The organism is Aminobacter sp. GW821-FHT11F06 (assembly GCF_058808215.1).
On sequence record NZ_JBXARL010000006.1, the window covers coordinates 355,470 to 367,338 of the forward strand.

General features: G+C 62.3%; 11 protein-coding genes. 1 reads left to right on the plus strand and 10 read right to left on the minus strand.

The window, feature by feature from the left end; genetic code table 11:
• Window positions 1-86 precede the first annotated feature (86 nt).
• Window positions 87-1,955, plus strand: a complete 1,869-nt coding sequence (locus tag AC1RTB_RS17270) for an adenine deaminase (RefSeq protein ID WP_492879612.1) — start codon at window positions 87-89, stop codon at window positions 1,953-1,955.
• A gap of 306 nt (window positions 1,956-2,261) precedes the next feature.
• Here AC1RTB_RS17270 and AC1RTB_RS17275 read toward each other — a convergent pair whose 3' ends face one another.
• The 10 genes from AC1RTB_RS17275 to AC1RTB_RS17320 all read right to left on the minus strand — a co-directional run.
• Entirely contained in the window at window positions 2,262-3,671 is a 1,410-nt protein-coding gene (locus AC1RTB_RS17275) for a M20/M25/M40 family metallo-hydrolase (RefSeq protein ID WP_492879611.1), read from the minus strand.
• Window positions 3,672-3,682: 11 nt separating this feature from the next.
• A complete protein-coding gene (locus AC1RTB_RS17280; RefSeq protein WP_492879610.1) occupies window positions 3,683-5,005 on the minus strand; it encodes an amidohydrolase family protein in 1,323 nt (440 codons plus the stop codon).
• 228 nt (window positions 5,006-5,233) lie between these two features.
• Window positions 5,234-6,295, minus strand: coding sequence for an ABC transporter ATP-binding protein (locus tag AC1RTB_RS17285; protein ID WP_492879609.1), 1,062 nt, complete (start codon window positions 6,293-6,295; stop codon window positions 5,234-5,236).
• Between the two features lie 7 nt (window positions 6,296-6,302).
• Complete coding sequence (locus AC1RTB_RS17290; RefSeq protein WP_492879608.1) at window positions 6,303-7,094, minus strand: ABC transporter permease; 792 nt, start codon at window positions 7,092-7,094, stop codon at window positions 6,303-6,305.
• Window positions 7,091-7,915, minus strand: a complete 825-nt coding sequence (locus AC1RTB_RS17295; protein WP_492879937.1) for an ABC transporter permease — start codon at window positions 7,913-7,915, stop codon at window positions 7,091-7,093. Before AC1RTB_RS17295 ends, AC1RTB_RS17290 begins: the two co-directional genes overlap by 4 nt.
• A 198-nt stretch (window positions 7,916-8,113) precedes the next feature.
• The gene (locus tag AC1RTB_RS17300; protein WP_492879607.1) at window positions 8,114-9,154 is read right to left on the minus strand and encodes an ABC transporter substrate-binding protein; all 1,041 of its coding nucleotides are present in this window, start codon (window positions 9,152-9,154) and stop codon (window positions 8,114-8,116) included.
• 126 nt (window positions 9,155-9,280) lie between these two features.
• A complete protein-coding gene (locus AC1RTB_RS17305; RefSeq protein ID WP_492879606.1) occupies window positions 9,281-10,561 on the minus strand; it encodes a glycosyltransferase WbsX family protein in 1,281 nt (426 codons plus the stop codon).
• Window positions 10,558-11,400: a glycosyltransferase family 2 protein gene (locus tag AC1RTB_RS17310; RefSeq protein ID WP_492879605.1), complete on the minus strand. Its 843-nt coding sequence runs from the start codon at window positions 11,398-11,400 to the stop codon at window positions 10,558-10,560. The genes AC1RTB_RS17305 and AC1RTB_RS17310 overlap by 4 nt, the downstream gene beginning before the upstream one ends.
• 122 nt (window positions 11,401-11,522) lie before the next feature.
• Complete coding sequence (locus tag AC1RTB_RS17315; RefSeq protein WP_492879604.1) at window positions 11,523-11,690, minus strand: hypothetical protein; 168 nt, start codon at window positions 11,688-11,690, stop codon at window positions 11,523-11,525.
• Window positions 11,687-11,869, minus strand: a 183-nt coding sequence (locus AC1RTB_RS17320) for a sugar nucleotide-binding protein (RefSeq protein WP_492879603.1), incomplete at its 5' end; no start/stop codon positions are given. The genes AC1RTB_RS17315 and AC1RTB_RS17320, both read right to left, overlap by 4 nt.

Consider the following 11,869-nt stretch of genomic DNA (forward strand, 5'->3'; position numbering starts at 1 on the left):
TCTCAAATCAAGTCTGGCTTCGCTTCCCATTTTCGGGTCAGGTGAATCAAGCTGAAATACCCAGACATATCGAACGAGTAGTAAAATTGACCGACACCTTGCCCGACGACCTGCTGATCGACGCCGCTGACGAAATCCGCATCCGCCAGCACCTCGTCCTTGTAGCGCTGGGCAAGCGTGATGCCGACCGCCTCGTGCAGCTTGGCCGCGTGCTCGACGTCCACACCGGCACCTGGATGGATGATTGCGAAGTCGCGATCAGCGGCCGGCGCATCGCCTATGTCGGCCCTGCCGGCACGTATGCTGGCACCGCCCGCGAGACCATCGATCGCACGCATCTGTCGGCGGTGCCCGGCTTCGGCGAGGTGCACAAGCATATCGAAAGCTCGCACCTGACACCCGAACACGAGGCAGCGCTGGTCATGCCGCGCGGCAACACCTGGACCTGCGAGGCGAGCCACGAATTCTCCAACGTCAACGGCCCGCACAATCTGCAATTCTGGCTGACAGCACGCCGCGCCGGCTCGCCGATGAAGATTTTCCCCCTGCCCGGCTCGGCCGTGCCGCCGACCGCCTATGAATGGGGCGGTGGCCATTTCGGCTATGACGAGCAGGCAGCCTTCCTTGCCGAAAGCGCAATGGTCGCCGGTCTCGACGAGGTGATGGACTGGCCTGCCGTGTGGAACCCCGAAAACCCGTCCTACGGGCGGCTATGGGGCATGATCCAGGCGACGTTCGAAAAGCGCGGCGTCGTCGAGGGCCATGGTTCGGGCCTGCGCGACCTGCCCTCGATCAACGCCTTTGCCGCCGCGGGGCTCTCCTCGGACCATGAAGCCTGGACGCCTGAGGAAGCCTGGGACAAGCTCAGGCGCGGCATCTTCATTGAGATTCGTCCGCATTCGATGCCCGACATCATCAAGGGCCTGCTTGAGCGCGGCCTGCGCGACTGGAGCCAGGTGGCCTTCGCCACCGACGACCGCAGCGCCTCCGACACCCTCAAGATGGGCGCCACCGACTACAATGTCCGCCTTGCCATCGAAAGCGGGCTCACGCCCGAGATCGCCTATCAGTGCGTGTCGATCAACCCGGCGCGCCACATGCGGCTGACGCCGTTCGTCGGCTCGATTGCACCTGGCCGCTTCGCCGATCTGGTGCTGCTCGACAAGGCCGCAACCGTGTCGATATCAGAGGTCTGGGCCGACGGCGAACAGGTTTCGGAAGGCAAGACCTTCACCGGCCATCTGCCTGATATCGACTGGCCCGACTGGGCGACCAAGACGGTCAATATCGGCCGCAAGCTCACAGCCAGTGATTTCGCCATTCCAGCCGAAGCTGGCCGCGAAACGATGCAGGCTGCCCTGCTGAGGCCCTTCCACTGGGACGACAATTTCATCACCACGGACTTGCGGGTGGCGGACGGAAAGGTCCAGCGCGACACCGAGCGCAACATCACCAAATTCGCTATCGTCGACCGCTTTTCCGGCAAGGGCAAGGTGGCGAAGATGTTCTGGCTCGGCTGCGGGCCGAAGACGCCCGACACGGCCGTCGGCTGCACAGTGGCGCATGACAAGCACAACATCTGGGTCGTCGGCTCATCCGACGCGGCGATGGCCGAAGTGGTCAACCGCATCGTCGACAACCAGGGCGGCTGGGCGCTGGTCACTGGTGGCAAGGTGGTCGCCGACGTGCATTACGAGGTCGGTGGCCTCATGACCAACCGACCGGCCGAGGCGCTCGATGCCGAGATGGAAAAGCTCTACGCCGAGGCCAACAAGATCGACTGGCTTTACGAGCCGACATTTTCGCCGCGCTGGTTCCCCGGCTTCCCCGAGCGCCTGCAATTCGCCACGCTGACTTGCGCGCCGTGGCGCTGGGTGCTGGTCGCGCCGACGGATGCAGTGCCTGAGGGATTCGTCAACGTCCAGACCGGCGCCAGCCACAAGGTGGTGTGGTGAAAACGGGGTTGTAGGTGCGCCCTTCGAGGTAGCTCGTCATTTGGGCGAGCACTTCAAGATGCGGACGGCGGGTGCCAAGCCCCCCTCTCCGGTTCGCTGCGCTAACCACCTCTCCCCCACGGCGTGGGGGCGAGGAACCCAAGTTCTGGGAGGCCGCGCCTCTTGGTCTGATCTAACGAGGCATCGGGCGGTTGGCGTTTCCTCGCCCCCACGCAGTGGGGGAGAGGTGGCACGGCGAAGCCGTGACGGAGAGGGGGAATTTCCGCCAAGCTAGCTAGCGGACGCCAAACTGCCGCCAACCGCCCCTCAGCCCTTCTCTTCAGCAAACGCCGCCAGAATCCGCGCCCACGACCTGATGCCCTTCCGGAAGCTGGACAGGTCGTACTTCTCGTTCGGGCTGTGGATGCGGTTGTCGAAACGGGCGAAGCCGACAAGCAGCGAGTCCATGCCGAGTTTCTGCTTGAAGGCACTGAGGATCGGGATCGACCCGCCGGTGCCGGCCACAGCCGCCTCGCGCTGCCATTCCTCGGTCAGCGCGCCAAGCGCCTTCTGCAGGAACACACCATCGACCGGCATGACTGTTGCGGCACTGGCGCCATGGTCGATGAATTCGACCGAGCAATCCGCCGGCACGCGCGCCCGGACATGGGCGCGGAAGGCGGCGCGGATCGTTTCCGGGTCCTGGCCGGCAACTAGGCGGAACGAGATCTTCGCCTTTGCCTTGGCCGGGATGACGGTCTTGAAACCTTCGTCGGTGTAGCCGCCGATGACGCCATGGATTTCGCAGCTCGGCCGCGCCCAGACCTGTTCCAGCACCGAGCGGCCCGCTTCGCCCGCGGGGATGCTGAGGCCGATGTCGCCGAGAAAACCCTTGTCGTCGAAAGGCAGCCGCTGCCACTGCGCCTTCACAGATTCGGGCAGTTCCTGGACACCGTCGTAAAAGCCTTCGACAGCCACGCCGCCATCCGGCGTGCGCAGGCTCGACAGCACGTCCGATATCACCTGCAGCGGATTGCGCGCGGCGTTGCCGTAAATGCCCGAATGCAGGTCGCGGTCGGCGCAGGAGATTTCGATTTCTTCCTTCAGCACACCACGCAGCATGGTGGTGACGGCAGGCGTCTCGGCGTCCCACATGTCGGTGTCGCAGACGAGCACGACATCGGCCTTGAGCTCAGCGCCGGTCTTTTCGAGGAAGGGCGCAAGGCTCGGGCTCGAGATTTCCTCTTCGCCCTCAAACAGCACCGAAACCTGGATCGGCAGGCTGCCGGTCACCGCCTTCCAAGCGCGGCAGGCCTCGACGAAGGTCAGCAACTGGCCTTTGTCGTCGGAGGCGCCGCGCGCGACGATATGGGTGTCGCCATTCGGTTGCGGCAGGAGCTTGGGCTCGAACGGATCGGAATGCCACAGCGCCAGCGGATCGACCGGCTGGACGTCGTAGTGGCCGTAAAACAGCACGTGCGGCCCCTCGCCCGAACGGTCGTGACCAACGACCATCGGATGGCGTGCGGTCGGTCGCACCGAAGCGTCGAAGCCAAGCGCTGAAAGCTCCTTGGTCAGCCAGTCGGCGGCGCGACGGCAATCGGCGGCGTGCGCCGGATCGGTTGAAACAGAGGGAATGCGGATCAGGTCGAACAGGCGCGCAAGGCTGGCGTTAATATTGGCGTCGACATTTTCCAGCACCTTGTCGAGATGCCCCGTGGCTTCATTTCTGTTCATGTCTTTTCCTTTCAACCGACGGCGTCGATACGGGCCATTTCGGCCTTGAAGCTTTGCGCCACCTGCAGCGCGTCGCGCAGCACCTTCTTGCGTTCGAGGCTCACAACCTCGCGGTCGCGCATCAGCCACTTGCCGGCCACCATCACGTCGCGCACGTCGGTCGGCATGGTGGCGAAGACCAGCGTCGAATAGATGTCGTAGATTGGCTGCTGGCGCGGCGACGACAGATCGACACGGATAAGGTCGGCCTTCTTGCCCGGCTCCAGCGAACCGATCTTGCGGTCCAGACCCAGCACGCGCGCACCCTCGATCGTCGCCATGCGCACGACTTCCATCGACGGCATTGGCTTGCGGCTGCGACCCAAAAGCTTCTGGAACATCGACACCGGCGCGAACTGCGAAAACAGGTCGAGCGTGTTGCCGCTCATCGCGCCATCGGTGGAGATACCGACAGCAATGCCAGCCGCGCGCATGGCTTCGACAGGCGCGATGCCCCTGCCCGCCTTGCCGTTGGAACGGGCGTTGTGGGCGACGCAGACCTGCGCATGCGCCATTCTTTCGATGTCGCTTCCATCGACATGCAGGCAGTGGGCTGAGATCAGCCCCTTGCGCAGCAGGCCGGCCTTTTCGACAACCTCGACAGGGCGCATGCCATGGGTCTTTTGGGCCCACTCCATCTCGGCGTCGCTCTCGGCGAGATGCATCTGCACCGGCACATCAGGATGATCTTGGGACCAGCGCGCGATGCGTTCCATGACAGCCATGCCGGTCGAATAAGGCGCATGCGGTGCGATCGACGGGATGACGCGTTCGTGGCCCGAAAACGCCGCCACCAGCTGCTCGGTCAGAGCGAAACCTTCGTCGGCGTTCTTGTGGTCGGGGGGATCGAAATCGGCAATCGTCTGGCCGAGCACGCCGCGAATGCCAGCTTGGGCGACGACGCGGGCAACCTCGGTCTCGAAATAATACATGTCGGCGACCGTGGTGACGCCACCTTCGATCAGTTCGAGTGCGGCCAGCGCTGTGCCGGCACGCACGGCCTCGGGCCGCACGAACTTGCGCTCAAGCGGCAGGATGTAGCGATAGAGCCGGTCGTCGACATCTTCGCCGAGGCCACGGAACAAGGTCATCGCCATGTGGCAATGCGGATTGACCATGCCCGGCATGACCAGATCGCCGCCGGTATCGATGATTTCAGCGCCGGGGATTTGCGGTGCGGGGCCTGTGCCGACGGCCTTGATTGCCTCGCCCTCGATGTGGACGTAGCCGCGCTCGATGACCGGCATGTCGGGAGTGCAGGGGAGGATGAGGGCGTTGGTGATGAGCGTGGTCATCGCAGCAAAGAACTCCGGATATCGAGAACTCTACGTTGCCCCCCTCTGGCCTGCCGGCCATCTCCCCCACAGGTGGGGAGATCAGCAGTTGCGCGATCGACACCTATTCTGCAACGTTGGCGATTGGCGAAACCAAAGATGAAGGCTGATCTCCCCACCTGTGGGGGAGATGGCCGGCAGGCCAGAGGGGGGCGCGAAGGAGCGCTATGCCCAATCATCGCAGGCAACCTACTCCGGCTTGAGCACGCAGCACTGGTCGGGAACCGGCACCAGCTTGGCGGTGCTGCCCGGTTCGAGCGGGCTCGACAGCGCGCCATTGGCGATCAGCATGCCAGCCGCCGTATCGCTCTGATACTGATAGGCGCGACCGAGATAGGTCCTGAGGCCCAACGTCGCCGGGATGCCCTCGGCCTTGGGATCGGTGCTGACAGCAAGGCCATCGGCCCGGGCAGCAAGCACGAAAGCATCGGGGATCGCGCCAAAACGATCCTGCGACAGCTTGAGCTGCGAACCGTCAGGCGTCGTTGCGGTGACAGTTGCACCGTCGCGCGCGGAAACCTTCATCGGCACCAGATTCTCGAAACCGACAAAACGCGCAACGAAGGCGTTGGCCGGGCGCTGGTACAGTGTTTCGGGCGTGTCAAACTGCATGATGCGGCCGGCATTCATGATCGCCACGCGGTCGGAAATCGAAAACGCTTCTTCCTGGTCATGGGTGACGTAGACCGAAGTCGTGCCATTGGCGCGCTGCAGCTGGCGGATTTCGACACGCATGTCGACGCGCAGCTTGGCATCGAGGTTGGACAGCGGCTCATCGAACATCAAAAGCGGCGGCTCGATGACCAGCGCGCGCGCCAGTGCCACGCGCTGCTTCTGGCCACCCGAGAGCGCGCCCGGCAGCCGGTCGGCCAGCTGCGACAGTCCTACCCGTTCCAGCATCGCCTTGGCGCGCTTCTCGCGCTCGGCAGGGGCTATGCCGCGCTGCTTGAGGCCGAAACCGACATTGTCGAGCACGCTGAGATGCGGGAACAGCGCGTAGTTCTGGAACACCAGACCGATGTCACGCTTGTAGGCCGGCAGCCGGGTCAGGTCCTTGTCGCCGAGGCGGATCGTGCCGGAGGTCGGTTCGAGGAAGCCTGCGATAAGACGCAAGGTCGTTGTCTTGCCGCAACCGGAGGCGCCGAGCAGCGAGACCAACTCGCCGGCGCCGACCGACAGCGACAGGTCCTCCAGCACCTTGGTGGCGCCATAGTGGGCGGTGAGATTCTGGACTGTGAGTGACTGGGTCATAAGGTTTCTACTTCGCAAGGAAGGTGAGGCCGAGCGTGCGCTCGACAATGGCCATCACGGCAACCGTGAGCAGCATCAGGAGCACCGACACCGAGGCGATCGTCGGATCGAAGAACTGCTCGACATGGGCGAGGATCTGGATCGGCAGCGTCGAGATGCCGGGGCCGGTCAAAAACAGCGACGTCGACACGTCGTTGATCGAGGTGATGAAGGCCAGGATGAAGGCCGCAATCACGCCGGAACGAACATTGGGCAGCACGATGGTGAAGAAGGTCTTCACCGGCGGGCTGCCGAGGCTGACGGCGGCTTCCTCGATCGAGAAGTCGAAGGAAGCCAGGCTCGCAGAGACGACGCGCACGCAATAGGGCAGCACCAGCAGCATGTGGCCGACGAGCAGCGTCAGGAAGATCGGCGTCTGCATGCCGACGGCGACCGATTTCAGCAGCGAGAAGCCAAGCACGATCTCGGGCACCAGGATCGGCAGCACGAAAACCGTCGAAAGCCACGACGGCAGCTTGATGCGGTAGCGGTTGAGCGCATAGGCCGCCGGGATACCGATCAGCAGCGCCAATCCAGTCGCCAGGAAAGCAAGCTCCAGGGAGGTTACGATGGTGCGCTTGAAGGCGCTGATGGCGAAGATGTTTTCGAACCAGCGCAGTGTCAGGCCTTGCGGCGGAAAGGTCAGGTAGGTGGTGTCGCTGACCGAGGCGCCGAGCACGATGATCAGCGGCCCCATCAGGAAGATGTAGACCAGGACGGTGAACAGGATCAGCAGGGGATTGATACGGCTGGTCATCATGTCGCCATCGGGTTGAGACGCCGCGCGACGCGGCTCATGGCAAGTACGACGGCGACAGTGATCACCACCATGATTGCTGCGATTGTGGAGGCGCCGACCCAGTCGAACGAGACCATGGCACGCTGGTACATCAGCGTGCCCATCACCATCTGGCGCTCGCCGCCAAGAAGCTGCGGCGTGGCATAGGCAGTGAACGAACCGGTGAAGACAAGCACCGCGCCGACGATCAGGCCGGGCACGGCGAGCGGCAGGATCACCTGGCGGAACGTTCCGGCCGGCGTAGCGCCGAGCGAGGCCGAGGCCTGGACGACGTCGTCGGGAATGTTTTCGAGCACGCCGACCAACGTCAGGATCATCAGCGGCACGAACAGATAGACCATCGCCACGATGACCGAGCCTTGGGTGTAGAGCATCGACAGCGGCTCGGAGGCGATGCCGATGCCGACAAGGAAATTGTTGAGAATGCCGTTCTTGCCGAGAATGATCAGCCAGGCGAAGGAGCGCACGACGACACCGGTCAACAGCGGAAACACGGCGGCGATGATCAGCAGGCTCTTGAGCTTGCCCGGCGACTTCGACACGACATAAGCGGTGAGGAAGCCGACGACGACCGAGATCGCCGTTGTCGCCAGCGATATCTCGATGGTGCGCCACAACACGGTTCGGCGGAAGCCGCTGCTGAAGAACGAAATGTAGGGCGCGAAGAACCCGTTGGGTTCGCCAAACGTCGTGGCGATGGTGGCGGCGACCGGCAACATGAGGAAGACCAGAACCGCCAACGTCGCAGGCCCGGCGAGCCACCATCCGGCAAAGCGTTTCAGCATGAAGTCCCGATCTCTTCCAGTTTACCCTGGCGCTCCCCATGGGGAGGCTCGCTTGCGAGGCTTGCTAACCTTCATTGCGCGATAGCGAAAGGCGCAGAATGCCGCAAAGGGCTGGGCAAGGGCCAAAAAGGGCGGATTTTTGTGCGATGTACACAAGAATGAGGAAGGGCAAGCACCCTTCCTCATCTGTTGGTCTTACATGCCGAAGACTTCGTTCCAGCGGTCAACCCAGTCGGTCTTGGCCGCATTGAGCTTCTCGTAGTCGACCTGCTTCAGCGAAGCGATCATGTCGGCCCCGTAGGTCCACTGCTTGGCCTGCTCCGGGGTCAGGGTAACGGCCTTGACGACAGGCGCATCGACTGCGTTCTCAGCGGTCTTCTGCTGCACTTCCTTGGACAAAACGAAGTTGATGAACTCATGCGCCAGCTCGACATTGGCCGCACCCTTGGGGATGTTGATGGTGTTGAGCGTGGCGATCGCGCCGTCGCTGAGATTGGCCCAGGCGGCGGTCGGAACGGCAGCCTGGATCTGGGCAAGCGTGAAGTCCTGGGCGACCGAAGCCGAGATTTCACCCGTCGAGAACAGGTTCACCAGTTCCGAGCCGGTGTTGTAGTTCTTGACGACATTCGGCTTCAGCGCCTCGATCGACTTGAAGGCGCCGTCGGTATCAGTGAAGGGATCGACGCCGGCGTGAACGCCAGCGATCATCACGGCCATCGGGCCGGCGGTGGTGGTGATGCCCGGCAGCGACAGCGAAGCCTTGAAATCTTCCTTCCACAGGTCGTTCCAGGAAGTGATCGGCGCCTTGACCTTGGCGGTGTCGTAGATCACGCCGACGCGGCCGATCGTGTAGGCCGGGCCGAATTCGCCCTGCGGTGCCTTGGCGAGATCGTAGAGGCCATCGAGGTTCGGCACCTTGGACTTGTCGATCGGCTGGAACAGGCCTTCCTTGATGCCGATCTGCGAATAGGCGTCGGTGAAGTAGGCGACGTCGACGCCCTCGCCGTTGCGGATCTTGATCTTGTTGAGGCGGTCGGCATTGTTGCCGGTCTCGAACACGATCTCGCAGCCGCATTTCTCCTTGAACGGCTTGATGATGTACTCGTCGAGCTTGTCGCCGTTGAAGCCCCACCACGAGATGGTCAGCGTCTTGCCCTGGGCGAACGCCGGCGCGGCGACGAGGGACGTCGCGAGGCAGGCAACGCCAGCCGCGAGAAGGGTGTGAAGTCGTGTCATGTGGAAGCCTCTGTTGTTTGACGCCCTGGCGCCACGAGGCGCACTGAGGGACGACTGAGCCTATTTTCGCGGCAGCTAAGGTGCAACTCCAAATGTTGTGCAGCGCACATCATTGTGGACCGAAGCTCAGCCCGGTTTTGTGTCATCACCAATTTGCGCCGCATAGTCTCTGACGGCAGAGGCACAGGCATCGAGATACGCGTAGCCGTATCTCAGGTCGGGCTCCAGATACGCGCCCTCTCCCCACTCGTTCCAGGCATTGATGAATACCATCCGCTCAGAGGCTGGGTTGGCTCTGGCCCGCAGCATCGCGTGCCCAAGCCAGTCTTCAAACAGGGCAGGTGTTGATCCGTGGTAGATTTGCGCGGAGGTCGGCCGGCGGGCACTGTTGTCCCAGGACGGCATAACACCGGGGTGAACCACCCCTGCTGCGGCCGGCTTGGCTTTGTCAGCCGCCACGACATCCGGATAGCGACGGATTCGCCCGCCTTTTTTGATTGCCGAAACTGCCAAGCTGTTTTCGATGTTCGGGGTGCGAACGCCATGCGGGGGAAACTCCGACAAGGCATCAAAGCCATATTCCGCGTGATCAGCGAAGTCGAAGGCGTTGGTCGCGATGAGATAGATGCCAGGATAACCCAGCCGCTCCATCTCGTCACGCCAGCGCGCAATGGTCGCCTTGAGGTCAGGGAAAAGGCTCGCGCGATAGATTGTGAGGACCGGCTTGCCGTTGATCTTCAGATAACGCGGGTCGCAGAAATATTTGTCGAGGCCGCGAATGACCGCGACATCGTCTTCCGCCGAATGTGTCTGGGCTAGAAGTACGTCCTGCTCACGGCCTGACCAGCGCCGCGACCAAGGCTCGTTGGCCCAGCACAGGCAAAATGGCAGATCAAGATCGGCCGTTTTCAGATAATGGTCGAGCGGGCCTTCAAGCAGGCGCTTGCCGCCGAACCAATAGAAATGGAAGCAAAAGGCCGAGATGCCGTACAGCTTGGCAAGCTCCACCTGTCGCCGCATGATCTCTGGTACACGCAGGTCGTAATAACCCAGCTCGCCTGGCAGACGCGGCTGATAGTGGCCTTCGAAGACCGGGAAGGCGCGCGCGACATTGCGCCATTCTGTGAAACCCTTGCCCCACCATTCGTCGTTTTCCCGGATTGGATGGAACTGCGGCAGGTAATAGGCGATCAACCGGACATTGACAGGCGATGGCCCCTTTCTGGCAATCGGCACGTACTCCGATGATGGGTAATTCGCTTGCGCATTGTCGACATAACAGTCGTAGAGATTACTTGCAGCTGGTCGGCTAGCGGTCACGGACTTCACAGCGCGGCGGAACGCAGTCCACAGCCTGCGCAGCGCCGAAGGCTTTTCGCGCCAGGGTGCGCCAGACTGAGCATTCATGAATGTTTTCCGGCATTGTCGATCGGGCCGCCGTTCAGCCCACGCACGAATCCAAGCAGCTTGGCGCGCCGCGCTTTGCTGAACAGGACATGCGGCAACAGCAATTTCAGCCGGGTGCGGTGGCGCTCTGCCGGCAGATCCAGCGGCCGTTTGTGCTTGTTCATGACATAGACCAGCGAGCGCCCCATGGCCTCGCCCTTGATGCGGCCGGATTCGATCGAGCGCGCGCTGGAGTTCCCTTCCGCGTGGTCGACGACGGCCTTTGCGGCGAGACGAAGCTCTATGCCGGCCTGCCGTAGCCGCAGGCTGAGGTCGTCGTCTTCGTGAAACAGGAATATCTCTCGGTCGAACCCGCCGATCCGCTCGAAATGTTTGCGGCGGATGAAAATGCAGGCTCCATGCAAGACCGGAATGACGCAGTCATCGTCTGGTGGCGCGCCGCGCCAGGATTCCGATTGCGGCAAAAGCCTCGACCAGCGCTTGAACCTTCGCCGCGCTCCCGAATAAAACCGCGGATTGAACGCCGCATTGGGATAGGCATTGGCAGCAGAAACAAGTGCCTCGATCGCACCGGCTTCGATCCTGAGGTCGGGATTGACAAAGAGCAGGAACGTCGCGGTGCCGGCGGAAGCCCCAACGTTACAGCCGCCGCCGTAGCCAATATTATTGCCGATTTCGACCACCGTCGCCCCACCAGCGGACGCAAGAGCAGTTGAGTTGTCAGAACTGGCGTTGTCGGCGACAATGACATTCACGCAATCTGGAACGCTTTTCATAAAAGCTTCCATCACGCGCCCACTGTTATGGGTGACAACAACCAGATCGACATCTATCTTCATACGCTATTCAGCTTCGCTCCACTCACGGCAGGAAAGATATCCTCCCCACCTAACGCGACATTACTCGAACGTACCCGCCATTTGGGCGGGTTTTTTCCGCATTTATACTCGGTTCTCCAAGCCTAATCAGTTGCGATCACCGACGGCCAGTCAAACTCTCTTTCCTGGATATTAGTTTCGTGATCACCAAAAGAAACCACAAAATTGGCGCCGTGGGCGCCGAGTTCGATGAGCGATGCCTGCCGCCAGAGCAGAGCCTCAACCGGCTCACTTGCCAGCCAGACTGTCAATCTTTGGTGCCGGCCCTCAGTTCCACCACCAATGCCCGGACCCTGTCTTTCCATTCGCCGGCGCGATAGCCGAAATCGTTGGCGAAGGCGTCGGAATTCAGCTCCGAATTCGCCGGACGCGCCGCCTTGGCCGGCCATTGCTCGCTGCCGACCGGTTCGACCACAGCCGTTGGCCCGCC

Bases quoted from the DNA above. Each gene is read 5' to 3' on its own strand.
- AC1RTB_RS17275 (WP_492879611.1), bottom strand. From the start codon at position 3,671: ATGAACAGAAATGAAGCCACGGGGCATCTCGACAAGGTGCTGGAAAAT.
- AC1RTB_RS17280 (WP_492879610.1), bottom strand. From the start codon at position 5,005: ATGACCACGCTCATCACCAACGCCCTCATCCTCCCCTGCACTCCCGAC.
- AC1RTB_RS17285 (WP_492879609.1), bottom strand. From the start codon at position 6,295: ATGACCCAGTCACTCACAGTCCAGAATCTCACCGCCCACTATGGCGCC.
- AC1RTB_RS17290 (WP_492879608.1), bottom strand. From the start codon at position 7,094: ATGATGACCAGCCGTATCAATCCCCTGCTGATCCTGTTCACCGTCCTG.
- AC1RTB_RS17300 (WP_492879607.1), bottom strand. From the start codon at position 9,154: ATGACACGACTTCACACCCTTCTCGCGGCTGGCGTTGCCTGCCTCGCG.
- AC1RTB_RS17305 (WP_492879606.1), bottom strand. From the start codon at position 10,561: ATGAATGCTCAGTCTGGCGCACCCTGGCGCGAAAAGCCTTCGGCGCTG.
- AC1RTB_RS17310 (WP_492879605.1), bottom strand. From the start codon at position 11,400: ATGAAGATAGATGTCGATCTGGTTGTTGTCACCCATAACAGTGGGCGC.